Source organism: Rhodococcus sp. ACT016, assembly GCF_050477185.1.
Taxonomy (GTDB): Bacteria; Actinomycetota; Actinomycetes; order Mycobacteriales; family Mycobacteriaceae; genus Prescottella.
On the sequence record NZ_JBEAET010000001.1, the window covers coordinates 3,257,251 to 3,283,076 of the forward strand.

Here is a 25,826-nt window from a genome sequence, read left to right on the forward strand (position 1 = left end):
CCCAGGACCGCGGACCCACTCGATGTCCACGAAAGTGATCCGTGGCACAGTCTTTCGCAGGAGCGAACTTCAGCCGAGTGGAGGAACTGCTGTGGGAACCAACCAGCGCGGGCAGATCACGATGACCGACGCCGAGATCACCGAATTCATCGAGCGCAGCCGGGTCTCGACCATGGCGACGATCGGACCGAGCGGCACGCCGCATCTCGTCGCCATGTGGTACGCGGTGATCGACGGAGAACTGTGGTTCGAGACCAAGGCGAAGTCCCAGAAAGCAGTCAACCTCCGCCGCGACGACCGGCTCACGATGATGATCGAGGACGGGGACACCTACGACACGCTGCGCGGGATCTCGATCGAGGGTCGCGGCGAGATCGTCGACGATCCGGAGGCCCTGTTCAATGTCGGCATCAGTATCTGGGAGCGCTACACGGGCCCGTACTCGGAGGACGTCAAGCCCGCCGTCGAGATGATGCTGCACAAGCGGATCGCGGTCCGGGTGGTCCCGGACCGCGTCCGGTCGTGGGATCACCGCAAGCTCGGGTTGCCGGCGATGCCGGTGGGCGGGTCCACGGCCGTCTACCTGTAGGTCGAATTAAATCGCGCGACTCCTCACTCCCCTCGGCGTACATTCCGGAGTACCGACGAGCGGGAGGAGGACGACGTGACCGAAGCCGGGACCGACGACATCAAACGCAAGTTCCGTGAGGCTCTGGATCGCAAGAACCACCGGCAGCCGAACGCGACGGCACACTTGGACGGACAGTCGAAGGTGCACGACGCTCATGGCAGCGCCGACCACAAGCGCGATTTCCGCCGCAAGAGTGGATAGCGGTCCGGTGGACTCACCGAAGCCCCAGGAAACGAGAAACACCCTCCGATCCGAAGATCGGAGGGCGTTTCTTTTGTAGCCCCGACGGGATTTGAACCCGCGCTACCGCCTTGAGAGGGCGGCGTCCTAGGCCGCTAGACGACGGGGCCAGGACTGTGTTGTTCTGCAAGGTCTCTCCGAAGAAGAACCCTCCGACGATCGCAGACGATCGGAGGGCAATTCCGTGGTAGCCCCGACGGGATTTGAACCCGCGCTACCGCCTTGAGAGGGCGGCGTCCTAGGCCGCTAGACGACGGGGCCGAGAACTTGCATGGAACACTGTATGACTGCGTGGCTCTGACGAGCGATCACAGTGTATGTACTGCAGCGAATGCAAGCGAAGCGCTGCAGTCGGAAGAACCGGCAAGCCGAGACTCACCGAAATCCTAAAGGCTTTCACCTTGCGGACTTCCGCTGGGGTACCAGGACTCGAACCTAGAATGGCTGAACCAGAATCAGCTGTGTTGCCAATTACACCATACCCCAATGGTTTGTTGCTTCGGCCTGCCCTGCGGGCGTCGCGGCCTCCGTTCCGAACCGAGAAGAAGATTAGCACCAACCCTCCTCCGAACTACAAATCGGCTGGTCAGAGGCGGTAAATCGCCCTGAAGACACTCTCGGCCCGCCCCGGAAGATCCGGTGCGGGCCGAGAAATGGGGGGTCAGGTCAGGCGATCTGTGCACGCGCCGAACGAAGGCGAGCCAGCGTCTTGTCGCGACCCAGCAGTTCCATCGACTCGTACAGCGGCGGGCTGATGTGCGAGCCGGTGAGCGCCACACGCACCGGTGCGAACGCCTTACGCGGCTTGAGCTCGAGCTTCTCGATCAGCGCGGCCTTGAGGGCCTCCTCGAGGTCCGCGGTGGCCCACGTGGACAGGGAATCGAGGGCGGCGATGGTCTCGTCCAGCACCGGAGCGGCATCGGCACCCAGGTTCTTGGCGGCGGCGGCCGGATCGATCGCGAAGTCCGACTCGTCGATCAGCAGGAACTTCAGCAGGTCCCAGGCCTCGGAGAGCACGACGATTCGGGTCTGCACGAGATCGGCCGCGATGTCGAACTGTTCGGCCGTCAGCGCGTCGACGGGATGCCCGTGCGTCGTCAGGTACGCGCGCAGCCGCGCCGAGAAGTCCGCCGGCTCGAGCAGGCGGATGTGCTCGGCGTTGATCGCGTCGGCCTTCTTCTGGTCGAACCGCGCCGGGTTCGAGTTGACCTTGGAGATGTCGAAGGCCGCCACCATCTCGGCGAGCGAGAACACGTCGCGATCCTCGGCGATCCCCCAGCCCAGCAGCGCCAGGTAGTTGAGCAGACCCTCGGGGATGAAGCCGCGATCGCGGTGGATGAACAGGTTCGACTCGGGATCCCGCTTGGACAGCTTCTTGTTGCCCTGACCCATCACGAACGGGAGGTGACCGAACTCCGGTGTGAAATCGGCGACACCGATGCGCTGGAGCGCCTCGTAGAGCGCGAGCTGGCGCGGCGTCGACGACAGCAGGTCCTCACCACGCAGGACGTGTGTGATCTTCATCAATGCGTCGTCGACCGGATTGACGAGCGTGTACAGCGGAATTCCGTTGCCGCGGGTGAGCGCGAAGTCCGGGACCGTGCCGGCCTTGAACGTCGTCTCGCCGCGCACCAGGTCGTTCCACGTCAGATCGTGGTCGGGCATCCGCAACCGCACGACCGGACTGCGTCCCTCGTCCAGGTACGCCTGGCGCTGCTCGGGCGTCAGGTCACGGTCGTAGTTGTCGTAGCCCAGCTTGGGATCGCGTCCGGCCGCCTTGTGCCGCGCCTCGACCTCCTCGGGGGTCGAGAAGGACTCGTACGCCTCGCCGGCCTCGACGAGACGCCGGACGACGTCCAGGTGCAGGTCGCGCCGCTGCGACTGCCGGTACGGCGCGTACGGACCGCCCACCTCCGGACCCTCGTCCCAGTTCAGCCCCAGCCAGCGCAGCGCGTCGAGGATCGCCTGGTACGACTCCTCCGTGTCACGGGCGGCGTCCGTGTCCTCGATGCGGAACACGAGCGTGCCACCGTGGTGACGTGCGAACGCCCAGTTGAACAGGGCCGTCCGGACGAGCCCGACATGCGGGGTACCGGTGGGTGACGGACAGAAACGGACGCGTACTTCGCTGGTGGTCATGGCTCTCTTCGATACACGCTGCTAGGCGCCGGGAAAAGGACCCTTACAGGCTAGTACTGCGGCGGTTCCATGCCCACCCGGATCGGAATCCGATCAGCGCTTGGCGGCAACCGGATTGGTCAGGGTGCCGATCCCCTCGACCGTGACGCTCACCGACTGGCCGTCGACGATCGGGCCGACACCCTCCGGCGTTCCGGTGAGGATGACATCGCCCGGCAGCAGCGTCATGACCGTGGACACCCATTCGATGACCTTCGGGATGTCGTGCAGCAGAAGCGAAGTGCGGCTGCGCTGCTTGACCTCACCGTCCACCTCGGTCTTGATCTCGACGTCCGAGACGTCCAGGTTCGTCTCGATCCACGGACCCAGCGGGCAGAACGTGTCGTAGCCCTTGGCGCGGGTCCACTGACCGTCGTGGCGCTGCTGGTCTCGCGCGGTCACGTCGTTCGCGACGGTGTAGCCGAGGATGACGTCACGCGCCTTCGCGGCAGGAACGTCCTTGCAGGGACGGCCGATGACCACCGCGAGTTCACCCTCGTAGTGCACCTCGTTCGACGACGGCGGCAGCATGATCGGGGCGCCGGGACCGACGATCGAGGTGTTGGGCTTGATGAAGATGACCGGATCCTCGGGAGCCTCGCCGCCCATCTCGGCCGCGTGCGCCGCGTAGTTCTTGCCGATGCAGATCACCTTGCTCGCGAGAATCGGAGCCAGCAGGCGGACGTCCGCCAGCGGCCAGCTGCGGCCGGTGAAAGTCGGTGTACCGAAGGGGTGTTCGGCGATTTCCTTCGCAGTCTGCGCATCGCCCTCCCCCTCGATGGACACGAAGGCAACTCCGTCGGGACTGGCAATTCGACCTAGGCGCATGGGGCCGAGTCTATCGAGTCACGCCGCGCCGCCCGGGCAGACCCGTCGCGCGCCGGGCGCCGCAGGGTCTACACTCCGAGACGTATCCACATTCTAAGACATTCATTTCACATTTTGGGATGGCTCCGTGAGTGAGACGAGAACTCGGGAATTGCAGGCGAGCCCGCTGCACCGCTGGTCGATGCTGGGACTCGGCGTGCTCGCACAGACTGCGGGGGCGGTGTTCTCGAACACGCCCGCGTTTCTGCTGCCGACGCTGCAGGGTGAGCACGGACTCGACCTGTCCCGGGCCGGGCTCGTCGTCGCCGCGCCGACCGTCGGATTCCTCGTCAGCCTCATGGCGTGGGGTGTCGTCGTCGACCGCATCGGTGAACGTCGGGTCCTGGTGATCGGCATGGCGGTCACGGCGCTCGCCAGCGCAGGTGCCGCCCTCACTTCCTCGTTCGTGATGCTGGGCGTACTGCTGCTGATCGGCGGCATGGCAGCGTCGAGCGCAAATGCCGCCAGCGGGCGGGTCGTGGTCGGGTGGTTCCCGCCGCAGCGCCGGGGATTCGCGATGGGGATCCGTCAGATGGCGCTGCCGCTGGGCGTGGCATTGGCCGCGCTGACGGTGCCCCGGATTGCCGAATCCCACGGTGTCGGTTGGGCGTTGGTACTGCCCACGGCGGTGACCTTCGTCGCAGCGGTGGCCTGCCTGTTCGTGGTCGACCCGCCGCGCCCGGCACACGCGGACGCGAAGGAAACCGGCCTGCTGGACAATCCGTACCGGGGATCGAGTGTGCTGTGGCGGATTCACGGCGTGTCCGTGCTGCTGGTGGTCCCCCAGTACCTGGTGTGGACGTTCGGACTGCTGTGGCTGATGACGGACCGGCACTGGTCCGCCGCGTCCGCAGGCATCCTCATCACAGTCACCCAATTGCTCGGCGCCGCAGGCCGGATCGCAGCCGGCGCCTGGTCCGACCGAGTCGGAAGCAGGATGGGCCCGTTGCGGTGGGTGGCCGCCGCGGCGGCCGTGTCCATGGGAGCGCTGGCGCTGACGGACTGGCTGGACTCGCCGGTCTCCGTTGCACTCCTGATGATCGCGTCGGTGATCACGGTGGCGGACAACGGGTTGGCGTTCACAGCCGTCGCCGAGATCGCCGGACCGTACTGGAGCGGTCGAGCGCTCGGCGCACAGAACACGAGCCAGTACCTGGCCGCGTCGGTGGTCCCGCCCGTGTTCGGCGCACTGATCGGTGCCGTCAGCTTCCCGTTGGCGTTCGCGATCACGGCGTTGTTCCCGCTCGTGGCACTGCCCCTGGTGCCCGAGGATCAGCCCGAACGACGTTGAAACGACGGTGGCCGCCGCCCGGATTCCGGGCGGCGGCCACGTCTTTCGGAGTTCGAAGCGCCTAGACGGCAGCCGCGATACGGTCACCGACCTCCGTGGTGACGATCGGGGCGTCGCCACGCGAAGCCAGATCCGCCTCGACGGCCCGCTCGATGCGCGCGGCGTCGTCCTCACGGCCGAGGTGACGCAGCAGCATCGCGGCCGAGAGGATCGCGGCGGTCGGGTCCGCGATGCCCTGGCCGGCGATGTCCGGAGCCGAGCCGTGGACGGGCTCGAACATCGACGGGTTGGTCCCCGACGCGTCGATGTTGCCGGACGCGGCCAGGCCGATACCGCCGGTGACGGCACCCGCGAGGTCGGTGATGATGTCGCCGAACAGGTTGTCGGTGACGATCACGTCGAAGCGCGTCGGGTCGGTGACCATGTAGATGGTGGCCGCGTCGATGTGGCAGTACGCCGTCTCGACGTCCGGGTACTCGGCGCCGATGGTCTCCATCGCGCGGGTCCAGATGCGGCCGGCGTTCGAGAGCACGTTGGTCTTGTGGATCAGCGTCAGGTGCTTGCGACGCTTCTGCGCGAGCTCGTACGCGGCACGCACGACGCGCTCGGCGCCGAACCACGTGTTCACCGAGACCTCGGTCGCGACCTCGTGCGGCGTGCCGACCCGGATCGAGCCACCGTTGCCGGTGTACGGACCCTCGGTGCCTTCGCGGACGACGATGAAGTCGATGTCCGGGTTCGCGGCCAGCGGCGAGCTCGAGCCCGGGTAGGTGCGCGCGGGGCGCAGGTTCACGTGGTGATCGAGCAGGAAACGCATGTTCAGCAGCAGGCCGCGCTCGAGGATGCCCGGGGCGACGTACCGCGGGTCGCCGATCGCGCCGAGCAGGATCGCGTCGTGCTGACGGATCGCGTCGAGCTCGGCCTCGGGCAGCAGGTCGCCGGTCTCGTTGTAGCGCTTGGCACCGAGGTCGAACTCGGTGGTCTCCACATCGGGCACCAGCTTCCGCAGCACCTTCAGTGCTTCCGCCGTGACCTCGACACCGATGCCGTCACCGGGGATGACCGCAAGCTTCATGAACACACTCTCTTCCTGGAAGAAATCCGACGGTGGCCGCGATCATCGAAACTCAGTCGACGATCGCGGCCACCGGGTAGGGATGGTGAGGATCAGGACAGATCGACCTGCGCGACGCGAGCGTCGAGCTTCTCCACGATCTGCGCGATCTCGGCGTCGGGGACGACGCGGTCGACGCGCAGGATCACGGTGGCGCCCCCGCCCTCGACGTCCTGGCTCAGCGCGGCGGCCTGGATGTCGATGCCGGCGTTGCCGAGCACGGTGCCCAGGATGCCGAGCACGCCCGGCCGGTCCGTGTAGTGGACGACGATGTTGTGGCCCTCGGCGCGCAGGTCGAAGCTGCGGCCGTTGATGTTGACGATCTTCTCGACCTGCTGCAGGCCGGTCAGCGCGCCCGCGACCGTGGTGACGGTGCCGTCGGCGGCGACCGCGCGGACCTCGACGGCGCTGCGGTGCGTCTGTGCCTCGCTGTGCTTCTCGACCTCGACGCTCACGCCGCGCTGCTCGGCGAGCTGCGGGGCGTTGACGAACGTGACAGCCTCGTCGGTGCTCGCGGAGAACAGGCCACGGAGCGCAGCCAGGCCGAGGATCTCGACGTTCTCGGCCGACAGCTCACCGCTCGCGACGACCTGCACGTTCTGCACGGCCTCCGGCGAGAGGGTGCCGGCGAGCAGACCCAGCTTGCGGACCAGCTCGAGCCACGGGGCGACCTCTTCGCCGACCGGGCCGCCGGAGACGTTGACGGCGTCCGGGACGAACTCGCCGGCCAGGGCCAGCAGCACGCTCTTGGCGACGTCGGTGCCGGCGCGGTCCTGTGCCTCGGCGGTGGACGCACCCAGGTGCGGGGTGACGACGACGTTGTCGAGGTCGAACAGCTTGGAGTCGGTGCAGGGCTCGGTGTTGAACACGTCGAGGCCGGCGGCGCGGACCTTGCCGTTCACGAGCGCGTCGTACAGCGCGTCCTCATCGATCAGGCCACCGCGAGCGGCGTTGACGATGATGACGCCGTCCTTGGCCTTGGCCAGGCGCTCGGCGTTGATCAGGCCCGCGGTCTCCTTGGTCTTGGGCAGGTGGACCGAGATGAAGTCGGCGCGCTCGACCAGCTCGTCGATGTCAACCAGCTCGATGCCCAGCTGCGCGGCGCGAGCGGCCGGCAGGTAGGGGTCGTACGCGATGACGTTGGTCTCGAACGCGGCCAGGCGCTGCGCGAACAGCTGGCCGATGCGGCCCAGGCCGACGACGCCGACGGTCTTGCCGAGGATCTCGGTGCCGTTGAAGCTCGAACGCTTCCAAGTCTTCTCACGCAGCGTGCGGTCGGCGGCCGGGATCTGGCGCGCGGTCGACAGCAGCAGCGAGACAGCGTGCTCGGCGGCCGAGTGGATGTTGGAGGTCGGCGCGTTCACGACCATGACGCCACGCTCGGTGGCGGCCGGGATGTCGACGTTGTCGAGGCCGACACCGGCGCGGCCGACGATCTTCAGCTTGGTGGCGGCGGCGAGCACCTCGGCGTCGACCGTGGTGGCCGAGCGGACGAGCAGGGCGTCGGCCTCAGGCACAGCCGCGAGCAGCGCGGGACGGTCGGGGCCGTCGACCCAGCGCACCTCGACACCGTCTCCGAGCGCATCGACGGTCGATTGTGCGAGCTTGTCGGCGATCAGGACAACAGGGCGGCCATTCTGGCTCACGAGTCAACTCCCTAGTTCGGTGTCGGGCTGTGTCAGTTTCTTCGAAGACGTCCTCGGAGGATCTCTTCGAAGGTCGAGCGTGATGTCCACGGCCGGGCACCGCGTGGGCGCGCACGAATGGCCGTAGTCGGGAATCAGTTTAGTGGGGCGGAGCGAGCGATTCCGCAGGGCGGGTATCTATTACCAGATAGTGGACACCCCCGGTGCAGAAAACCGAGATTCACGCCACACCCGGAAACACTTCGGCCCGAGGGCCACGCGTACTGGACGCGCCACCCTCGGGCCGAAGATGTCAGCTGTGGATCAGGCCGTCTCGGTGATCGGACGATCGACCCAGCTCATCAGGTCGCGCAGCTTCTTGCCGGTGACCTCGATCGGGTGCTCGGCGTTCTCCTTGCGGAGAGCCTCGAGCTCCTTGTTGCCGTTCTCGACGTTGGCGACCAGGCGGCGGGTGAACTCGCCGGACTGGATGTCGGCCAGGATCGCCTTCATGCGCTCCTTGGTGCCGGCGTCGATGACGCGCGGGCCGCTCAGGTAGCCACCGAACTCAGCGGTGTCGGACACCGAGTAGTTCATGCGGGCGATGCCACCCTCGTACATGAGGTCGACGATGAGCTTGAGCTCGTGCAGCACCTCGAAGTACGCCATCTCGGGCGCGTAGCCGGCCTCGACCATGACCTCGAAACCGGTCTTGACCAGTTCCTCGGTGCCACCGCAGAGCACGGCCTGCTCGCCGAAGAGGTCCGTCTCGGTCTCTTCCTTGAACGTGGTCTTGATGACGCCGGCGCGGGTGCCGCCGATGCCCTTGGCGTAGGACAGAGCCAGGGCCTGGCCCTCACCCTTCGGGTCCTGGTGGACGGCGATCAGGGCCGGGACGCCCTTGCCGTCGACGAACTGACGACGGACCAGGTGGCCGGGGCCCTTCGGGGCGACCATGCCGACCGTGACGTTCGCCGGGGGCGTGATCAGGTCGAAGTGGATGTTGAGGCCATGGCCGAAGAACAGCGCGTCGCCGTCCTTCAGGTTCGGCTCGATGTCGTTCTTGAAGATCGACGCCTGGGCGGTGTCGGGAGCGAGCACCATGATGACGTCGGCCCACTCGGCGACCTCAGCCGGCGTGCCGACCGTCAGGCCCTGCTCCTCGGCCTTTGCACGGGACTTCGAACCCTCCTGGAGACCGATGCGCACATCGACACCGGAATCGCGCAGGCTCAGCGAGTGCGCGTGGCCCTGGCTGCCGTAGCCGATGACCGCGACCTTGCGGCCCTGGATGATCGACAGGTCTGCATCGTCGTCGTAGAACATCTCGACTGCCACTGTTCTTACCTCTCCTCTGGGTTCTATGAACGCTTGAATTGTCTGTTGTCGGCTGGTGAACGGTACTAGCGGGTGGCCGTGATGGACTTCGGCCCACGGCCGACCGCCACCACACCGGACTGCACGATCTCGCGGATGCCGTAGGGATCGAGCATGCGCAGGAGCGCATCGAGCTTGGAACGCGTGCCGGTCGCTTCGATCGTGAGGGACTCCGGCGAAACGTCGATAACCTTGGCGCGGAACAGGTTCACGGTCTCGATCACCTGTGTGCGGACGCTGGCGTCGGCGCGCACCTTGATCAGGATCAGCTCGCGGGCGACCGATGCCTCGGTGTCCTGCTCGACGATCTTGATGACGTTGACGAGCTTGTTGAGCTGCTTGGTCACCTGCTCGAGCGGGAACTCGTCGACCGTGACGACGATCGTCATGCGCGAGATGTCCGGAACCTCGGTGCCGCCCACGGCGAGCGACTCGATGTTGAATCCGCGACGGGAGAAAAGTGCAGCGACACGGGCCAGCACGCCCGGCTTGTCCTCGACGAGGACGCTGAGGGTGTGGCTGGTGCTCACTTGGTGTCCTCCGTTTCGGCGCCTGCGCGCTGCTCACGTTCCATGGCCTCGTGGATGACGGCAGGCTCGTCGGCCGACTCGTCTTCGTCGAACAGCGGGCGGATGCCCCGCGCCGCCATGATCTCGTCGTTGCTGGTGCCCGCGGCGACCATCGGCCACACCTGGGCGTCCTTGCCGACGATGAAGTCGATGACGACGGGCTTGTCGTTGATCGACTGCGCGGTGCGGATGGCGTCTTCGACGTCCTCCTCCCGCTCGACCCGGATGCCGACGCAACCCAGGGCCTCGGCCAGCTTCACGAAGTCCGGGATGCGCACGGCACCGTGCGTGCCCAGATTCGTGTTGGAGTAGCGCTGGTCGTAGAAGAGGGTCTGCCACTGGCGGACCATGCCCAGGTTGCCGTTGTTGATGAGCGCGACCTTGATCGGCACACCCTCGACGGCGCAGGTAGCGAGCTCCTGGTTGGTCATCTGGAAGCAGCCGTCACCGTCGATGGCCCAGACCTCGCGGTCCGGCATGCCCATCTTGGCGCCCATCGCGGCCGGCACGGCGTAACCCATCGTGCCGAGACCACCCGAGTTCAGCCACGTGCGCGGCTTCTCGTAGTTGACGAACTGTGCAGCCCACATCTGGTGCTGACCGACGCCGGCGCAGTAGATGGCGTCCGGGCCCGCGAGCCGGCCGACGGCCTGGATCACGTACTCGGGCGACAGCGCACCGTCGGCGGGACGGTCGTAGGCCAGCGGGTAGGTGCGGCGGATCCCGTCGAGGTACGCCCACCACTCGGTGAGATCGAGGGTCGTGCCCGTCGCCTGGTCGGCGCGGATCGCCTCGAGCAGCTCGGTGATGACCTCCTTGCAGTCGCCCACGATCGGGACGTCCGCATGGCGGTTCTTGCCGATCTCCGCCGGGTCGATGTCGGCGTGGATGACCTTCGCGTCGGGCGCGAACGAGTCGAGCTGACCGGTGACGCGGTCGTCGAACCGCGCGCCGAGGGTGATCAGTAGGTCGCTCTTCTGCAGCGCGGCGACGGCCGCGACCGTGCCGTGCATGCCCGGCATGCCGCAGTTGAGCTGGTGGCTGTCCGGGAACGCGCCACGCGCCATGAGGGTCGTGACGACGGGGATGCCGGTGAGCTCGGCCAGTTCGAGCAGCTCGGCGGACGCCTCGGCCTTGATCACGCCACCGCCGACGTACAGCACCGGGGACTTGGCCTCGGCGATCAGGCGCGCGGCCTCGCGGACCTGCTTGCCGTGCGGCTTGGTGACCGGACGGTAGCCGGGCAGGTGCATCTCCGGCGGCCACGAGAACGTGGTCTGCGCCTGCAGGATGTCCTTGGGGATGTCGACGAGGACCGCGCCCGGGCGGCCGCTCGACGCGAGGTAGAACGCCTCGGCCAGGATGCGCGGGATGTCGACGCCGTCGGTGATCAGGAAGTTGTGCTTCGTGATCGGCATCGTGATGCCGGAGATGTCGGCTTCCTGGAAAGCGTCGGTGCCGATCAGCGAGCGCCCGACCTGTCCGGTGATCGCGACGACGGGGACCGAGTCCATCTGGGCGTCGGCGAGCGGGGTCACCAGGTTGGTCGCACCCGGACCGGAGGTCGCCATACAGACGCCGACCTTGCCGGTGGCCTGCGCGTAACCGGTCGCGGCGTGACCCGCGCCCTGCTCGTGACGCACCAGGACGTGGCGAACCTTCTGCGAATCGAAGAGCGGGTCGTACACCGGGAGAACGGCACCGCCCGGGATGCCGAACACCGTGTCGACCTCGAGTTCCTCGAGGGCGCGGACCACGGACTGCGCGCCGGTGACCCGCTCGGGGGCGACCTGACGACGGGGACCGGTCTGCGTGGCGGCGGCCGCGGTGGTCGGGCTCGCTGCTCCCGACTTGCGCGGCGTGGGTTGAGGCCGTGCGGTTGGTGCGCTCACTGGAAATCCTCTTTGATTCTGGCTCCGGGCAACAAAAAACCCTCGTCAGCATCAGCTGTACGAGGGTGGCGCGTCGTTATCTGGCGAGTTGAAGAACCGGCTCAGGCGACGACGCGCCGGCCGATTACGAGCAACTCATTCTGCTTCACGCGCTCGACGGTAGGCGCGCTAATGGTAGACAGTCAACTTTGGTGAGTGCGCTGTCCCAGAATGTAAGATGCCTCGGCTGCAGTGCGAAGATGTAGAGGTGTCATCTCCTCAGCAGCCCGTGCCACCTCAGTCATCATCCCACACGCCCGACGACGACCGTCAGGTCATCCGGATTTCCCCGCTCGCGCTGATCGCATGCATCTTCCTGCTGTTCTGCATGAGCTTCCCGGTTCTCGGGTGGCCGGCGGCGTTCGGCTGGATGCTGGTCATCCCGTTCCTCGTCGGCGCCTGGGTGCTGCGCGTGCGCACGACCGTCACGCCCGAGGGGCTCGAACTGCGCCGCGCTTTCTCTTCGCAGTCCATATCGTGGGATCAGATCAAGGGGTTCCGCTTCCCCAAGCGCGGCTGGGCCCGGGCCGACCTCGTCGACGGCACCGAGGTGTCGCTGCCGACCGTGACGTTCGGACGTCTGCCCCAGCTGGCCTCCGCGAGCGGTGGCCGCGTCACCGACCCGTACGCCGCAGCCCACGAGGCGGAGCGCGCCAAGGCTCGTTCGGAATCCGCCGCCACCGAGGTGTCCACCGACACGGAGCCGAATACCGACTGATCCGTGCGCGGGAGTAGCGTCTCACCAGGACGTCTCCCGCTCCCACCGGAGATGACGAGGCGACCGCACTAGCCGAAATCGGGTCCAGCCGACCAGCACCTTCACGGGCCCATCTGTTTACGAATTACGCCGCGCTCGGCGCACAGCCCGCCGCCGAGAACCGCTGATCGACGAAGGAATCGCCCATGCCCCCGCTCAGGTCACGCACAACCACCGTCGGACGCAACGCTGCCGGAGCCCGCTCGCTGTGGCGCGCTACCGGTATGACGGACTCCGACTTCGGTAAGCCGATCGTCGCGATCGCGAACTCCTACACGCAGTTCGTTCCCGGCCACGTCCACCTCAAGGACGTGGGCGAGATCGTCGCCGAGGCCGTGCGCGCCGCCGGTGGCGTGCCCCGCGAGTTCCACACGATCGCGGTCGACGACGGCATCGCGATGGGTCACGGCGGCATGCTGTACTCGCTGCCCAGCCGCGAGATCATCGCCGACTCCGTCGAGTACATGGTCAATGCGCATACCGCCGACGCCCTGGTCTGCATCTCGAACTGCGACAAGATCACGCCCGGCATGCTCAATGCCGCTATGCGCCTGAACATCCCGACCGTGTTCGTCTCGGGCGGTCCGATGGAGGCCGGCAAGGCCGTCGTCGTCGGCGGCGTCGCGCAGGCCCCCACCGACCTGATCACCGCGATCTCCGCGAGCGCCAACGACTCCGTGTCCGAGGAGGGACTCGACGAGGTCGAGCGCAGCGCGTGCCCGACGTGTGGCTCCTGCTCGGGCATGTTCACCGCCAACTCGATGAACTGCCTCACCGAGGCACTGGGCCTGGCCCTGCCCGGCAACGGCTCGACGCTGGCTACCCACGAGGCCCGTCGCGCGCTGTTCAGCCGCGCCGGCACCACCGTCGTCGAGGCCGCGCTGCGGTACTACCGCGACGAGGACGAGTCGGTTCTGCCGCGGAACATCGCCTCCCCCAAGGCGTTCCGCAACGCGATGGCACTGGACGTCGCGATGGGCGGCTCCACCAACACCGTCCTGCACACGCTCGCCGCGGCGCAGGAGGGCGAGGTCGACTTCGACCTGAGCACGATCGACGAGATCAGCCGCCGGGTGCCCTGCCTGTCGAAGGTCTCCCCCAACTCGGACTACCACATGGAGGACGTGCACCGCGCCGGTGGCATCCCCGCACTGCTGGGTGAGCTGCGCCGCGCCGGCCTGCTGGAGACCGACGTCTCCACCGTTCACACCGCGAGCTTCGACGAGTGGCTCGACACGTGGGACATCCGCTCCGGCAAGGCTTCCGACGAGGCGCTCGAGCTGTTCCACGCGGCTCCCGGTGGCGTCCGCACCACCGAGCCGTTCTCCACGAACAACCGCTGGAGTGCGCTCGACACCGACGCCGAGGGCGGCTGCATTCGCGACCTCGAGCACGCGTACACCGTCGAGGGCGGCCTGTGCGTGCTGCGCGGCAACATCGCCGTCGACGGCGCGATCCTCAAGACCGCCGGCATCGACGAGGAACTGTTCTCGTTCCAGGGTCCGGCCGTCGTCGTCGAGTCGCAGGAGGCCGCGGTGTCGGTGATCCTGCAGAAGCAGATCAAGCCGGGCGACGTCATCGTGGTCCGCTACGAGGGCCCCAAGGGCGGCCCGGGCATGCAGGAGATGCTGCACCCCACCGCATTCCTCAAGGGCGCCGGTCTGGGCAAGGAGTGCGCGCTGATCACCGACGGCCGCTTCTCCGGCGGCACCTCGGGCCTCTCGATCGGCCACATCTCCCCCGAGGCCGCGTCGGGCGGTGTGATCGGCCTCGTCGAGGACGGCGACCAGATCCGCATCGACGTCGCAACCCGCACGCTCGAGGTCCTCGTCGACGACGAGACCCTCGCGCAGCGCCGCGCCAAGATGGAGGCGTCCGAGCGTCCGTGGCAGCCGGTCGACCGTCAGCGCACCGTCACCACCGCGCTGCGCGCCTACGCCGCCCTCGCCACCTCGGCCGACAAGGGCGCCGTCCGCCAGGTGCCGTAGCCACCTGCCGCTCCGCTATTCGCTGTGCCGCGTCCCCGATCGGGGGCGCGGCACAGTCATTTTCGGAGCGGCGGATCTGTGGATACGGAGAAATCCATCCACAGATCGCGAATCGGGCGCCGTCGACGTGCTACCGGGCGGCAGGCTCGCCACATGGAATTCGACGGCACGCCACTGGTGTTCAGGTCCGACGCGCTCGGACACGGCTTCACGGATCACGAACTCCGCACGGCGCGTCGGTCGCGGGAGTTGCTCGCGGTCCGGCCCGGTGCGTACGTCCGCGCGGCCGATCTCGCCCGGCTCGACTCGGTTGCGCAACACCGATTGGCGGTCCTCGCCACGGCATCGGCATGCCAGGACGCCGTGGTCAGCCACGTGTCGGCAGCGGTGATGCACGGAATCGAGCTGTGGAACGTGCCGCTGCGGCTGGTGCACTCCACCCTGGACCGTCCCTCCGGCGGCAAGGTCACCAACCGCCGGCACGTTCACGTCGGGCGACTTCCCGCCGAGGACCTCGTCGTCGTGGACGGGCTGACCGTCACCACACCGGCTCGCACGGTCGTCGACCTCGCGCGGACGTTGCCGTTCGAGTGTGCCGTCACGTCTGGCGACCACGCGCTGGCGACGGGGCTGGTGACGCACGGGGCTCTGGCCGACGCCCTCGAGCGGTGCCGTGGCCGACGCGGAGCGGCACAGGCAGCCCGCGCGGTCTCCTTCATGGACGGGCGCAGCGAAAGCGTCGGCGAGTCCCGCAGTCGCGTACTGATCCATCGGGCCCGGCTCCCGGCCCCCGATCTCCAGCGCGTGCTGCACGACGACGGCGCGCCACTCGGCCGCGTCGACTTCTTCTTCGACCGCGAGCGTGCGGTCGGCGAGTTCGACGGCGTCGGCAAGTACACCGAGCATCTGTGCCCCGGTCAGATCACCGAACAGGCGGTCATCGCGGAGAAGCTACGCGAAGACCGCATCCGTGCTGCCGGGTACAGCGTCGCTCGTTGGGGCTGGCGGGAGTTGTCCACACCGGCGGAGGTAGTCCGCCGGCTGCGCCGAGCCCTCGGCTGAAAACCGAGTTGCCGCTCCCGAACTGGTCGTGCCGCTCCCCCGATGGGAGGAGCGGCACGACCAGAACCGGAGCGGCGACGCGTCAGATGACCGGATTGGCACCGTTGAACAGGAACCACACGCCGACGCCGACGGCGACACCCAGGATCAGGACCACGGCCGAGCCGACGTAGGGGCGGGTCGCCCACTTCCGTCGCCCGTCCAGCGAGATTCGGCCCGGACCGGTCAGGATGATCGCCGCGGCTGCCGCCCCCAGCACGGTCTCGTACTCGATGCCCTCGGGCGCGAAGTACTCGAGGCCGGGGACCATCGACTGCTTGAGGCACCAGGCGTTGATCATCACCGCGAGCACGACGGCCGCCGCCACCGGTGTGAGCAGGCCCAGGATCAGCAGCGCGCCGCCGGCCACCTCACCGACCGCGCCCGCCATCGCCAGCGCCCGCGCGTGGTCGAATCCCGAGTCGACCAACTGGTCGCGGTAGCCGCCGAGCCCGGGGCCGTTCCACCACCCCGTCAGCTTCTGCAGACCGTGCACCAACAGCGTGCCGCCCACCGCCGCTCGCAGGACGAGCAGACCCAGATCGAGCGTGCCGCGACGCGAGTCCTCCGACGGCTCCGCGGGCGGGACAACCACCGGTCCGGCGCCCGTATGTGATCCGATCGGCTCCGACACGACGGGCTCGGCGAGGATCGGCTCCGACACGACGGGCTCGGCCACCGTTCGATCGGTCACGGTGGGTTCGGCCGCGATCGGTTCGGTCACCGCGGTCATCGCGACAGGCTCGGACACCACCGGCTCACCGCGCGCGATCACGACAGTCGGCTGATCCTCCACGGTGCTTGGTGCCGGCGACGACAACCGCCGGAAGGCAGGGATCTCCTCGGTCGGCAGGCTGTCCCGATCCGGGGCGCCGAAGTCGAGGTCCTCGTCGGTCTGCGGGAGCAGCTTCCGCGTCGGGTTCGACGTCCGGATCGACTGGGCCGCAAACCTCTCGGTCGGCTGGTCGAATGGGCTCGGCGCCGACGCCCCGCCGGCGGACGCGGTGTGATCTTTCGGCTTGTCAGTCACGACAGGCAGCCTATGTGCGCTTGCCGGAGTTGCCCGGGTACCGCAGCCCGGCGCGCCGGTCACATCGCACCGCGCGTGGCGGCGACGGCCGGACCTTCCGTAACGTCTGCACCATGACGACTGGTGAACGGAGCCGGACGGTCCGCCGCACGGCCGCGACGGCGCTCCTCTCGATCACCGTGCTCACGATCGCCGGATGCGCCCGGTTCGACGATTCCGCATCGTCCCCGTTCACCCCGGAGCCGACGTTCGGTTCCGGCGCCGAGGTGCAGCCGAAGGAACCGTCCGCCCCGTCGGCGGCGATGCCCGAGCCCTCGGTGCCCGACGACCCGTGCTTCGACCGCGACCCCAATGTCATCGCGACTTGTCTGGACACCACCGGCGGCATGGTGATGCTCCCCGACGGTGGCTCCGCCCTCGTCACCGAGCGCCGCACCGGGCGCATCCTGCGGGTGGCACCGGGGCAGCAGCCCGCCGAGTTCGCAAGGATCCCCGTCGATTCCGGCTCGGACGGCGGGCTGCTCGACATCGCGCTGTCCCCCACGTTCGCCGAGGACAACCTGCTCTACGCGTACATCACGACGCCGACCGACAACCGGGTGGTGCGGATCGCGCCCGGTGACGTACCCAAGGACGTGCTGACCGGCATTCCGCGCGGGGCCGCCGGAAATGCGGGCGCGCTGGCGTTCTCGAAGCCCGGTGAGCTGATGGTCCTCACCGGCGACGCCGGGAATCCGTCCGCCGCTGCTGATCCCGCGTCCCTCGCCGGAAAGCTGTTGCGGGTCACGGCACTCGCGTCGACGTCGAACCCGCCGCGGCCGGCCGTGGTGCTCTCGGGCATCGGCCGGGCGGGTGACGTGTGCGCCGACCCGAGCGGCGCCGTCTGGGTGGCCGACCGCACGGTCGTCGAGGACCGCTTGCAGCGGGTCGGAGCCGACGGCGCCGTGGGTGCGCCCGCCTGGACATGGCCCGACAAGCCGGGCGTCGCCGGGTGTGCGGCCACGCCGGGCGCTGTGGTGGTGGCGTTGAACGACGGCCAGGCGGTCGCCGTCTTCGCCACCGAGCGCGAGACCGGTGCCGTCTCGACGGCCCCGGCGCTGCTGGCGCAGAAGCTCTACGGCCGGCTCGGCGGAACCGCAATCAGCGCTGACGGGCAGATCTGGGCGGCGACCGTCAACAAGTCCGGCGGCACCCCCGGACCCACCGACGATCGGGTGGTCAAGCTCCCGTTGCCGTCGGGCTCGGGCGGGGTGGACTGACGGTCACGCCGGGAGCGGATCGCAGCGGTCGCTGGGAGTCTTGGGCGCCAACGCGCTCGCGAGCAGCGGCAGCACCAGGACGGTGATGGCGCCGGCGGCCACGAGGATCGACGCGGTCGCGTTGGACATCTGACCGGCCGAGACCGCCACGCCGGTGACGGCGACGATGAGTGGCAGGCCGGTGGTCGAATACAGCGCCACCTGCAGCTGTTCACGGGTGTCGAAGTTCGCGCCCGCAGGGCCGCGGTCGTAGCGCGACGCGACGAACACCGGGACACCGCGGACGACGACGAGCAGGGCGAGGAAGGCCAGCAGGACCAGGGGTTCGCCGGCCACCGCCGACACGTCGATCGCCATTCCCGAGGTGACGAAGAAGATCGGGATGAGCAGGCCGAACGCGAGCCCCTCGAGCTTTCCCTCGAGCAGTTCGTCGCCCTCGGGCAGCGTGCGGCGCAGGATGAACCCGGCCGCGAACGCGCCCAGGATGATGTCGAGGTCGAAGACCGCTGTCACCGCGATCAGCGCCACCACCAACAACATCACCAGACGCACGGTCGTCTGGGCGGTCGTGTCGGATCCGCGCCGGACCACCTCCAGCAGAGCGGTGCCCTCCCGCAGGATCCGCGCCGGGAGGATCGCGACGACAACCGCCACTGCGGCGAACAGCGCCAGCACGATGAGCGAGGCCACCGCGCCGCGCGCCCCCAACAGCACCGCCATCGCCAGGACCGGGCCGAGCTCGCCGATCGCACCGTGGTTGAGGACGGCCCGCCCGACCGGAGCGCCGAGCAGACCGCGGTCCTTGAGGATCGGCAGCAGCGTGCCCAGCGCGGTCGAGGTGAGCGCGATCGCCACCGCGATCTCCGAATGCACCACTCCCGCGGCCCCGAGGGCTGCGACGACCGCGAATGCCAGTGCCAGGCACACGAGCCAGGTCACCAGCGCGCGACGACCGCCGCGCCCGGTCAACTCGTCCTTGTCGATCTCGTAGCCGGCCAGAAGGAACAGCATGCCGAGGCCGAGTTCACGCAGCAGCTCGATCTCGGAATCGACGTTCGCCAGGTCGAGCGCGTACGGACCGATGATGATGCCGCCCACGAGCAGCAGCACCACCTCGGGAATCAGCTTGTGCCGCAACGAGCCCGCGACGAGCGGCGCGATCGCCGCCGCGACCGTGATCCAGAACAGTGATGTGGCAACGGCGGCGTCCATGGGCCGCTACGTTAGCTGCACGCGGCGATGACCAGCTCCTTGACACGCGCAGGATCGGCCTGCCCGCGCGTGGCCTTCATGACATCTCCGACGATCTTGCCCGCCGCGGCGACCTTGCCGCTGCGGATCTTCTCGGCGATGTCCGGGTTGGCCGCCAGTGCCTCGTCGACCGCAGCCTGCAGCTTGGTGTCGTCGCGCTCTACGACCAGGCCGCGGGCCTCGACGATCTGCTCGGGCTCGCCCTCGCCGTCGAGCACGAAGTCGACGACCTTACGGGCGACCTTGTTGTTGAGCTTGCCGCTGTCGACGAGCTCGACCACCTTTGCCACCTGAGCGGGCGTGATCGACAGGTCGGCCAGCTCGACACCACGGGTGTTGGCCTGCTGCGCGAGGTACGACACCCACCAGGAGCGGGCCGCGTCGGCGGAGGCGCCGGCCTCGGTCGTCGCGATCACCAGTTCGAGGGCGCCGGCGTTGACGAGGTCGCGCATGACCTCGTCGGACACGCCCCACTTCTCCTGGATCCGGGCGCGCCTGATCCACGGCAGCTCGGGCAGCGTGCCGCGCAGTTCCTCTACCCAGTCGGCGCTCGGGGCGACCGGCTCGAGGTCGGGCTCCGGGAAGTAGCGGTAGTCCTCGGCGGTCTCCTTGCGGCGACCGGCGGACGTGGTGCCGTCGGCCTCCTGGAAGTGCCGGGTCTCCTGGATGACCTCGCCACCGGAGACGAGCACGGCGCCCTGGCGGCGCATCTCGTAGCGGACGGCGGTCTCGACGCTCTTGAGCGAGTTGACGTTCTTGGTCTCGGTACGGGTACCGAACTCCTCGGCCCCGATCGGCATCAGCGAGACGTTGGCGTCGCAACGCAGCGAACCCTGATCCATGCGGACGTCGGAGACGTCGAGGGCCTTGAGCAGGTCGCGCAGCGCAGTCACGTACGCGCGGGCCACCTCGGGGGCACGCTCACCGGCGCCGGTGATGGGCTTGGTGACGATCTCGACGAGCGGCACGCCGGCGCGGTTGTAGTCGAGCAGCGAGTGGCTCGCGCCGTGGATACGACCGGTGGCGCCGCCGACGTGCAGCGACTTTCCGGTGTCCTCCTCCATGTGCGCGCGCTCGATCTCGACGCGCCACGTGGTGCCGTCGTCGAGCACGACCTCGAGGTAGCCCTCGGTCGCGATGGGCTCGTCGTACTGCGAGATCTGGTAGTTCTTCGGCTGGTCCGGGTAGAAGTAGTTCTTGCGCGCGAACCGGCCCCACGGGGTGATGGAGCAGTTCAGCGCGAGGCCGATCCGGATCGCGGACTCGACGGCCGCCTGGTTGACGACCGGCAGCGCTCCGGGCATGCCGAGGCACACCGGGCAGACCTGCGTGTTGGGCTCGGCGCCGAACGCGGTCGGGCACGGGCAGAACATCTTGGTGGCGGTGTGCAGCTCGACGTGCACTTCCATGCCCAGTACGGGCTCGAACTTCGCGAGGACGGCGTCATAGTCGAGAAGGTCAGCGGACACGGCGGCAGTCATGCTCATGAGTTTATGCGCCTCGTCACCCGAAGAACGCGGCCGCCTCCCGGTAACGATCCAAGGGCACGGTCTTGAGCTGTTTGGTTGCCTCCGACAGCGGCACGAGGTCGATCGCGGTGCCGTGCAGCGCCACCATCTGACCGAACTGTCCACTGTGCGCGGCGTCGGTGGCGTGCACCCCGAACCGCGTGGCCAGCACCCGGTCGTACGGCGTGGGGGTGCCGCCGCGCTGCACGTGCCCGAGCACCGTCGTGCGGACCTCCTTGCCGATCCGCCGCTCGATCTCCACGGCGAGCTGCTGCGCGACGCCGGTGAAGATCTTGTGCCCGAACTCGTCGATCCCGCCCTCGCGCAGCGTCATGGACGCCGGATCAGGTGCCGCGCCCTCGGCGACGACGGCGATGAAGTGCGAGTCGCCGCGCTGGAAGCGCTTCTTGACCATGGCGCACACCTCGTCGACGTCGAACGGCTGCTCGGGAACGAGGATCAGGTGCGCTCCCGACGCCATCCCGGACTGCAGCGCGATCCAGCCGGCGTGCCGGCCCATCACCTCGACGAGCATCACACGCTGGTGCGACTCAGCGGTGGTGTGCAGGCGGTCGATCGCGTCGGTCGCGATGGTCAGGGCCGTGTCGAATCCGAAGGTGACGTCCGTGCAGTCGATGTCGTTGTCGATCGTCTTGGGGACACCGACCACGGGGACACCGCTGTCGGCGAGCCAGCTACCGGCCGTCAGCGTGCCCTCCCCGCCGATCGGGATGAGGACGTCGATGCCGTTGTCGTCGAGGGTCTGCTTGATCCGGTCGAGTCCGTCGTGCAGTTTCTGCGGGTTGACCCGCGCGGTCCCGAGGATCGTGCCGCCGCGCGCGAGGATACGGTCGATGCGGTCCTCGTTGCGCATCTGGACCTTGCGGTCTTCGAGGAGTCCGCGCCAACCGTCCTGGAAGCCGACCACGGCGCTGCCGTACCGGCCGTCCGCGGTGCGCACGACGGCGCGGATCACGGCGTTGAGACCGGGACAGTCGCCGCCTCCGGTCAGGATTCCGATGCGCATCACGGCCCCCTCGGCGTTCGGGTAGCAGGGCGGTCCCCTCTCATCTTGCCGCTCCCGTGCCGATCGGGCACCCCGACTCGATCAGCCGGGCGTGACGAGGCCCGATTCGTACGCGAGCACCACGGCCTGGGCCCGGTCCCGCAGCGACAGCTTCGACAGCACCTTGCCCACGTGGGTCTTGACGGTCTGCTCCGCCACGAACAGACGTTCGGCGATCTCGACGTTCGACAGCCCCGCGGCGATCAGCTCGAGCACCTCGCGCTCGCGCGGGGTCAGCGATTCCAACTGCGGGTGGCGGGCGCGCGGCGCCGAACGGCGTCGGGTGACGTCGGCGATGAGCCGTCGGGTCACACTGGGTGCGAGCAGCGCGTCGCCGTCGGCGACTACCCGCACCGCCCGGATCAGCTCCTCGGCCGGGGCGTCCTTGAGCATGAAGCCACTCGCGCCGATGCCGAGCGCCTCGTAGACGTACTCGTCGATGTCGAACGTGGTCAGCATGAGCACCCGAACCGGAGGATCGATTGCGGCGGACAGGATTTCCCGTGCCGCATCGAGGCCGTTGAGCTCCGGCATCCGCACGTCCATCAGCACGACGTCGGGTCGCAGCCGCTTGACCTCGGAGACGGCGACGCGGCCGTTCGGCGCGTCGCCGATCACGCTGATGTCGGGCTGCGCGCCCAGCAGCGCGCCGAAGCCCTGCCGCACCATCGCCTGATCGTCCGCAATGAAGACCGTGATCGCCACCCGGACAGCCTAGGCGAGCGGCGCGGCGGGGATGTGGGCCCGGACCTCGAAACCGCCGTCGGGCAGCGGGCGCGTGTCGAGGGTGCCACCGACCGCAGCGGCGCGCTCGCGCATGCCACCGATGCCGCTGCCGCCGGAGGACTCCACCGGCTGACCCGGGGCTGCGGCCGGCCCGTTGCGCACCACGATCGCGGTGACCGAAGGCCCGTGGTCGAGCGTCACCGTCACCGGCGCACCCGGGCAGTGCCGTGCCGCGTTCGCCAACGACTCCTGCAGGATCCGGTACACCGTCAGCCCCGACAACTCCGAGAGCACGGTCGGATCGCCGGTCACGTTCCACGACAACGCGATCCCGGCGCGGCGGGTGCTGTCGAGCAACTCCTGGATCTGCTCGACGCCGGGCTGCGGCGCCCGCTCGATTGCCTCCGCGTCGCTGCGCAACACGCCGAGCAGACCGCGAATCTCGTTGAGCGCCTCGCGCGCGGTGGCGCCGATCGAATCGAACTCGGCCTTCACCTCGTCGGACACCGAGGACAGCCGGTAGGGCGCGCTCTGCGCCTGCACGACGACCATCGACATGTGGTGCGCGACGACGTCGTGCAGATCTCGGGCGATGCGCGCCTTCTCCTCGAGGATCGCCCGGCGCGCGCGTTCGAGTTCGCTGGTCTGCTCCTCGGCGGCGAGCTGTCGGCGCGAGTGGATCAGCCACCGGATCAGCAGCCCGAAGACGACCATCGCGCTGAGTCCGACGGCCCATCCGACGCCGTCGTCGCCCGGGGTGTCGGCGAGGAACAGCAGCACCGTCGAGATCCACGCCACCATCACCGTGCGCGCACCGGCGGTGACACTGACCGCGAGGAGCAGCGCCATGATCACGATGATGTGCACGACCTGCCACGGGTACGTGTACCCGGAGTCGGGGACGAGGTCGAACACCCGCGGGATCACGAGCGCCGAGACCGCCGAGACCGCCCATCCCAGAGCCGGATTGGCCCGGATCAGGAGGAACGGCCATGCGGCGAGCGCGGCGACGATCGGTTGCACCGGAGGCAGCACCTCGTGGGTGAGGTGCAGCGTCGGCCACGCCACCGCGTACAGGATCGCCGTGACGAGCACGATGAGGCTCGTCAGTCCGTTTCCGTGCAGCCGCGTCTTCGCTCGTACCGGTTCGTTGCCACTCACAGCTGTCGACTCTAGGAACCCGGACGTCGTCGGGCGTCATACCTGAGAGTGAGATCATGCTGGCTCCGCGGTACGACGGTCCCGCCACAGCCCCTCGACGGAGCCGCCCCGATTCCACTCCACGGAGTGATGTCGCAGCGTACGGGCGATTTCTAGCGTCGTTTCCATGCGAACCAGAAGATGGACCGGCGCGGTCCTCGCCGGCGCCGCAATCGTCACAGCCACCCTGTCCGCTCCGCAGGCGGATGCGGGAACCCCCTTCCGGGAGGACTCGGGCGCCGCGCGGGCGGTGACGGAACTGACCGCGGGCGACGCCGCACCGGACCTGTCCGCCGTACCCGAAGACTTCGCGGCCGTCATCGGCTACCGCCCCATCGTGGAGGGGGGCATGCTGGTGAATCCGAACGGCGAGTGCTCGTCACCGGTGCCCCTGCCTGCCGAGTTCGACGCCGCCTGCAAGGCCCACGATCTCGGCTACGACCTACTGCGCTACGCGCACCAGGCCGACGGCGACCTTGGTGGGTGGGCCCGCAGCGCGCTCGACGCCCAGCTCGACCGACGGATGCACGAGGCGTGCGAGACCCGAGAACGGGACCGCACTTCCTGTTTCGCGATGGCGAACACCGCGACGACCGCGGTGTCGGTCAACTCCATGCGGCAGGGATACGGCGTCCCGGTCGACGAGCCCTGGATTCGGTACACCGTCGGCGTAACCCTCGCCGCGCTGGGGCTGTTGGCCGTGGTGGCCGTGGTCCGCCGGGTGGGGCGGATCCGCTGGGCGGTGCCGGCATGAGCGCGATGGCGAGCGCGGGGACCCGGGCACGGCACCACGCCCTCGCCCTGCCGCTCCCCCGCGTGGGTGTGTCGCTGGCGGTCTCGGGCGGTGCGGCGGTATCGCTGGCCCCGTCGCTGCTCCCCCGCTCCGCGCCGGTCCAGGGGGTCCTGACCGGTGTGCTGGTCGCGGTGTTGTACGGAGCGGTGGCGCTGATCGGCCGGTTACGCGCGCATCCCGGGCAGGCCACGGGGGCACGAATCACGGCCCTCGCGGTGGCAGGTGCCGTCGTCACCTGGGCCGTCGTGTGCGCCGATCGCTGGCAGAACTCGCTGCGGGCGGCGATGGCCCTGCCCTCCGTCGGTGCGGTCCACTGGGCCCAGGTCGGTCTCTGGGCGGTGGCCGTGTTCCTGGTGTCGGTGGGGATCACGCGTGGGTTCGCCGCAGCAGGGCGTCGGTTGGGTGGCGCACGGTCGACGGCACTGGCCGTCGTCGTCGCCGCACTGGCATGGTTCGTCGCGGTACCGGGCGCGACTTCGGCTGCGGCGCAACACTTCCGAGCGACGAGCACGGTCGTCGATCCCGGCCTCGTTGCGGGCGACCGGGATTCGCTCGTCCCGTGGACAACGCTGGGTGCCGAGGGTCGACGGTTCGTCGCCGGCACCTCGGACCCCCGCAGCATCCGCACCTACGTCGGGCTCGACTCGGCGCCCGATGTGAACGCCCGCGCCGCGCTCGCCGTGCGGGAACTCGACCGGACCGGCGCCTTCACGCGCGGACACGTCGTGGTGGCCGTCCCCACCGGGTCGGGGTGGATCGACGGAGAGGCCGCGCGCGGGATCGAACGCCGGTTCGGCGGCGACGTGGCGATCGTCGGGCAGCAGTACTCGTACGCCCCCAGTTGGGCCACGTTCCTCTTCGGACGCGCCGACGCGGAGGCGTCGGCCCGCGCGCTGTTCGCCGCGGTGTCGGCGCACATCGCCACGCTGGCACCGGGCGAGCGACCGAGCCTGCACGTGTACGGACAGAGCCTGGGCTCGGTCGGCGGCAGCGCGATCTTCGACAGCGATGCGGCCGCACGACCGGCCACGTGCAGCGTGCTGTGGGCCGGTCCACCCGCCGGTGCCGTGGACGTCGACGGCGCTGCGGTACTGGCCAACAGTTCCGACCCCGTCGTGTGGTGGTCCCCGGCGCTGGTGGCCAACCCGCCGGACCTGAGCCGTGCGCGAGTCGACGCACCCGTGCCCCAATGGATTCCGTTCGCCAGTTTCGTCCAGACCACCGTGGATCTGGTGTTCGCGCTCGACGCTCCCACCGGCCACGGGCATCGCTACGGCATCGACCAGGGCCTGTCGATGCCGGCATGCTGAGCGATCCGCTGCGA

Annotated in this window: 22 protein-coding genes and 3 tRNA genes; 9 read left to right on the forward strand and 16 right to left on the reverse strand. The window is 68.8% G+C overall.

The genetic code is table 11. The features are described 5' to 3' along the window. Positions 1 to 91 precede the first annotated feature (91 nt). Together ACQ5DX_RS14930 and ACQ5DX_RS14935 are read left to right on the forward strand one after the other, a co-directional pair. Positions 92 to 589, forward strand: a complete 498-nt coding sequence (locus ACQ5DX_RS14930) for a PPOX class F420-dependent oxidoreductase (RefSeq protein ID WP_430333347.1) — start codon at positions 92 to 94, stop codon at positions 587 to 589. A gap of 75 nt (positions 590 to 664) precedes the next feature. Then, positions 665 to 832 (forward strand): DUF5302 domain-containing protein, encoded by a 168-nt coding sequence (locus ACQ5DX_RS14935; protein WP_430333348.1) that lies wholly within the window; start codon positions 665 to 667, stop codon positions 830 to 832. Between the two features lie 76 nt (positions 833 to 908). Here ACQ5DX_RS14935 and ACQ5DX_RS14940 read toward each other — a convergent pair. From ACQ5DX_RS14940 to ACQ5DX_RS14960, 5 genes are all read right to left on the reverse strand, one after another. Further along, positions 909 to 981 (reverse strand) — tRNA-Glu (locus ACQ5DX_RS14940). Positions 982 to 1,056: 75 nt separating this feature from the next. Further along, positions 1,057 to 1,132 (reverse strand) — tRNA-Glu (locus ACQ5DX_RS14945). 153 nt (positions 1,133 to 1,285) lie between these two features. Further along, positions 1,286 to 1,357, reverse strand: a tRNA-Gln gene (locus tag ACQ5DX_RS14950). A 180-nt stretch (positions 1,358 to 1,537) separates the two neighbouring features. Beyond that, on the reverse strand, positions 1,538 to 3,010 hold the full coding sequence (gene gltX / locus ACQ5DX_RS14955; RefSeq protein ID WP_430333349.1) for a glutamate--tRNA ligase: 1,473 nt from the start codon (positions 3,008 to 3,010) through the stop codon (positions 1,538 to 1,540). Between the two features lie 93 nt (positions 3,011 to 3,103). Then, positions 3,104 to 3,877 carry a fumarylacetoacetate hydrolase family protein gene (locus tag ACQ5DX_RS14960; RefSeq protein WP_430333350.1) on the reverse strand — a complete coding sequence of 258 codons (774 nt, stop codon included), beginning with the start codon at positions 3,875 to 3,877 and terminating at the stop codon, positions 3,104 to 3,106. A gap of 181 nt (positions 3,878 to 4,058) precedes the next feature. On the opposite strand from ACQ5DX_RS14960, the gene ACQ5DX_RS14965 reads away from it, so the two are divergent. Further along, entirely contained in the window at positions 4,059 to 5,207 is a 1,149-nt protein-coding gene (locus ACQ5DX_RS14965; protein WP_430335677.1) for an MFS transporter, read from the forward strand. A 61-nt stretch (positions 5,208 to 5,268) separates the two neighbouring features. On the opposite strand, the gene ACQ5DX_RS14970 is transcribed toward ACQ5DX_RS14965, so the two are convergent. The 5 genes from ACQ5DX_RS14970 to ACQ5DX_RS14990 all read right to left on the reverse strand — a co-directional run bounded on the left by ACQ5DX_RS14970 (position 5,269) and on the right by ACQ5DX_RS14990 (position 11,784). Continuing rightward, positions 5,269 to 6,282 carry a 3-isopropylmalate dehydrogenase gene (locus ACQ5DX_RS14970; RefSeq protein ID WP_430333351.1) on the reverse strand — a complete coding sequence of 338 codons (1,014 nt, stop codon included), beginning with the start codon at positions 6,280 to 6,282 and terminating at the stop codon, positions 5,269 to 5,271. A 92-nt stretch (positions 6,283 to 6,374) separates the two neighbouring features. Next, positions 6,375 to 7,967, reverse strand: a complete 1,593-nt coding sequence (gene serA / locus ACQ5DX_RS14975) for a phosphoglycerate dehydrogenase (RefSeq protein ID WP_430333352.1) — start codon at positions 7,965 to 7,967, stop codon at positions 6,375 to 6,377. A gap of 303 nt (positions 7,968 to 8,270) precedes the next feature. After that, complete coding sequence (gene ilvC, locus ACQ5DX_RS14980; RefSeq protein WP_206612274.1) at positions 8,271 to 9,272, reverse strand: ketol-acid reductoisomerase; 1,002 nt, start codon at positions 9,270 to 9,272, stop codon at positions 8,271 to 8,273. 77 nt (positions 9,273 to 9,349) lie between these two features. Beyond that, entirely contained in the window at positions 9,350 to 9,853 is a 504-nt protein-coding gene (gene ilvN, locus ACQ5DX_RS14985) for an acetolactate synthase small subunit (protein ID WP_430333353.1), read from the reverse strand. Next, on the reverse strand, positions 9,850 to 11,784 hold the full coding sequence (locus ACQ5DX_RS14990) for an acetolactate synthase large subunit (RefSeq protein WP_430333354.1): 1,935 nt from the start codon (positions 11,782 to 11,784) through the stop codon (positions 9,850 to 9,852). Before ACQ5DX_RS14990 ends, ilvN begins: the two co-directional genes overlap by 4 nt. 268 nt (positions 11,785 to 12,052) lie before the next feature. Here ACQ5DX_RS14990 and ACQ5DX_RS14995 point away from each other — a divergent pair, with 268 nt between their 5' ends. The 3 genes from ACQ5DX_RS14995 to ACQ5DX_RS15005 all read left to right on the forward strand — a co-directional run bounded on the left by ACQ5DX_RS14995 (position 12,053) and on the right by ACQ5DX_RS15005 (position 15,630). After that, positions 12,053 to 12,541 carry a PH domain-containing protein gene (locus tag ACQ5DX_RS14995; RefSeq protein ID WP_430335678.1) on the forward strand — a complete coding sequence of 163 codons (489 nt, stop codon included), beginning with the start codon at positions 12,053 to 12,055 and terminating at the stop codon, positions 12,539 to 12,541. A gap of 185 nt (positions 12,542 to 12,726) precedes the next feature. Continuing rightward, complete coding sequence (gene ilvD / locus ACQ5DX_RS15000) at positions 12,727 to 14,568, forward strand: dihydroxy-acid dehydratase (RefSeq protein ID WP_430333355.1); 1,842 nt, start codon at positions 12,727 to 12,729, stop codon at positions 14,566 to 14,568. 153 nt (positions 14,569 to 14,721) lie between these two features. Further along, positions 14,722 to 15,630, forward strand: coding sequence for a hypothetical protein (locus ACQ5DX_RS15005; RefSeq protein ID WP_430333356.1), 909 nt, complete (start codon positions 14,722 to 14,724; stop codon positions 15,628 to 15,630). 82 nt (positions 15,631 to 15,712) lie between these two features. Here ACQ5DX_RS15005 and ACQ5DX_RS15010 read toward each other — a convergent pair whose 3' ends face one another. After that, positions 15,713 to 16,699: a DoxX family membrane protein gene (locus tag ACQ5DX_RS15010; RefSeq protein ID WP_430333357.1), complete on the reverse strand. Its 987-nt coding sequence runs from the start codon at positions 16,697 to 16,699 to the stop codon at positions 15,713 to 15,715. A gap of 113 nt (positions 16,700 to 16,812) precedes the next feature. Between ACQ5DX_RS15010 and ACQ5DX_RS15015 the strand changes: the two genes are divergently transcribed. Continuing rightward, positions 16,813 to 17,958 carry a PQQ-dependent sugar dehydrogenase gene (locus ACQ5DX_RS15015; protein WP_430333358.1) on the forward strand — a complete coding sequence of 382 codons (1,146 nt, stop codon included), beginning with the start codon at positions 16,813 to 16,815 and terminating at the stop codon, positions 17,956 to 17,958. Positions 17,959 to 17,961: 3 nt separating this feature from the next. Here ACQ5DX_RS15015 and ACQ5DX_RS15020 read toward each other — a convergent pair whose 3' ends face one another. The 5 genes from ACQ5DX_RS15020 to ACQ5DX_RS15040 form a co-directional block, all read right to left on the reverse strand. Further along, on the reverse strand, positions 17,962 to 19,170 hold the full coding sequence (locus ACQ5DX_RS15020) for a cation:proton antiporter (protein WP_430333359.1): 1,209 nt from the start codon (positions 19,168 to 19,170) through the stop codon (positions 17,962 to 17,964). Between the two features lie 11 nt (positions 19,171 to 19,181). Continuing rightward, the gene (gatB, locus tag ACQ5DX_RS15025; protein ID WP_430333360.1) at positions 19,182 to 20,690 is read right to left on the reverse strand and encodes an Asp-tRNA(Asn)/Glu-tRNA(Gln) amidotransferase subunit GatB; all 1,509 of its coding nucleotides are present in this window, start codon (positions 20,688 to 20,690) and stop codon (positions 19,182 to 19,184) included. A 22-nt stretch (positions 20,691 to 20,712) separates the two neighbouring features. Continuing rightward, the gene (locus ACQ5DX_RS15030; RefSeq protein WP_430333361.1) at positions 20,713 to 21,744 is read right to left on the reverse strand and encodes an ATP-dependent 6-phosphofructokinase; all 1,032 of its coding nucleotides are present in this window, start codon (positions 21,742 to 21,744) and stop codon (positions 20,713 to 20,715) included. 81 nt (positions 21,745 to 21,825) lie between these two features. Beyond that, the gene (locus tag ACQ5DX_RS15035) at positions 21,826 to 22,488 is read right to left on the reverse strand and encodes a response regulator (RefSeq protein WP_430333362.1); all 663 of its coding nucleotides are present in this window, start codon (positions 22,486 to 22,488) and stop codon (positions 21,826 to 21,828) included. Between the two features lie 9 nt (positions 22,489 to 22,497). After that, positions 22,498 to 23,670 (reverse strand): sensor histidine kinase, encoded by a 1,173-nt coding sequence (locus ACQ5DX_RS15040; protein WP_430333363.1) that lies wholly within the window; start codon positions 23,668 to 23,670, stop codon positions 22,498 to 22,500. 166 nt (positions 23,671 to 23,836) lie between these two features. On the opposite strand from ACQ5DX_RS15040, the gene ACQ5DX_RS15045 reads away from it, so the two are divergent. Both ACQ5DX_RS15045 and ACQ5DX_RS15050 read left to right on the forward strand, forming a co-directional pair. Next, the gene (locus ACQ5DX_RS15045) at positions 23,837 to 24,463 is read left to right on the forward strand and encodes a hypothetical protein (protein ID WP_430333364.1); all 627 of its coding nucleotides are present in this window, start codon (positions 23,837 to 23,839) and stop codon (positions 24,461 to 24,463) included. Continuing rightward, complete coding sequence (locus ACQ5DX_RS15050) at positions 24,460 to 25,812, forward strand: alpha/beta-hydrolase family protein (RefSeq protein WP_430333365.1); 1,353 nt, start codon at positions 24,460 to 24,462, stop codon at positions 25,810 to 25,812. Before ACQ5DX_RS15045 ends, ACQ5DX_RS15050 begins: the two co-directional genes overlap by 4 nt. Positions 25,813 to 25,826: the final 14 nt, after the last annotated feature.

Bases quoted from the DNA above. Each gene is read 5' to 3' on its own strand.
- ACQ5DX_RS14965 (WP_430335677.1), top strand. From the start codon at position 4,059: ATGCTGGGACTCGGCGTGCTCGCACAGACTGCGGGGGCGGTGTTCTCG.
- ACQ5DX_RS15030 (WP_430333361.1), bottom strand. From the start codon at position 21,744: ATGCGCATCGGAATCCTGACCGGAGGCGGCGACTGTCCCGGTCTCAAC.
- ilvC (WP_206612274.1), bottom strand. From the start codon at position 9,272: ATGTTCTACGACGACGATGCAGACCTGTCGATCATCCAGGGCCGCAAG.
- ACQ5DX_RS15050 (WP_430333365.1), top strand. From the start codon at position 24,460: ATGAGCGCGATGGCGAGCGCGGGGACCCGGGCACGGCACCACGCCCTC.
- ACQ5DX_RS15020 (WP_430333359.1), bottom strand. From the start codon at position 19,170: ATGGACGCCGCCGTTGCCACATCACTGTTCTGGATCACGGTCGCGGCG.
- ilvD (WP_430333355.1), top strand. From the start codon at position 12,727: ATGCCCCCGCTCAGGTCACGCACAACCACCGTCGGACGCAACGCTGCC.
- ACQ5DX_RS14970 (WP_430333351.1), bottom strand. From the start codon at position 6,282: ATGAAGCTTGCGGTCATCCCCGGTGACGGCATCGGTGTCGAGGTCACG.
- gatB (WP_430333360.1), bottom strand. From the start codon at position 20,690: ATGACTGCCGCCGTGTCCGCTGACCTTCTCGACTATGACGCCGTCCTC.
- gltX (WP_430333349.1), bottom strand. From the start codon at position 3,010: ATGACCACCAGCGAAGTACGCGTCCGTTTCTGTCCGTCACCCACCGGT.
- ACQ5DX_RS14960 (WP_430333350.1), bottom strand. From the start codon at position 3,877: ATGCGCCTAGGTCGAATTGCCAGTCCCGACGGAGTTGCCTTCGTGTCC.
- ACQ5DX_RS15015 (WP_430333358.1), top strand. From the start codon at position 16,813: ATGACGACTGGTGAACGGAGCCGGACGGTCCGCCGCACGGCCGCGACG.
- ACQ5DX_RS15045 (WP_430333364.1), top strand. From the start codon at position 23,837: ATGCGAACCAGAAGATGGACCGGCGCGGTCCTCGCCGGCGCCGCAATC.
- ACQ5DX_RS15005 (WP_430333356.1), top strand. From the start codon at position 14,722: ATGGAATTCGACGGCACGCCACTGGTGTTCAGGTCCGACGCGCTCGGA.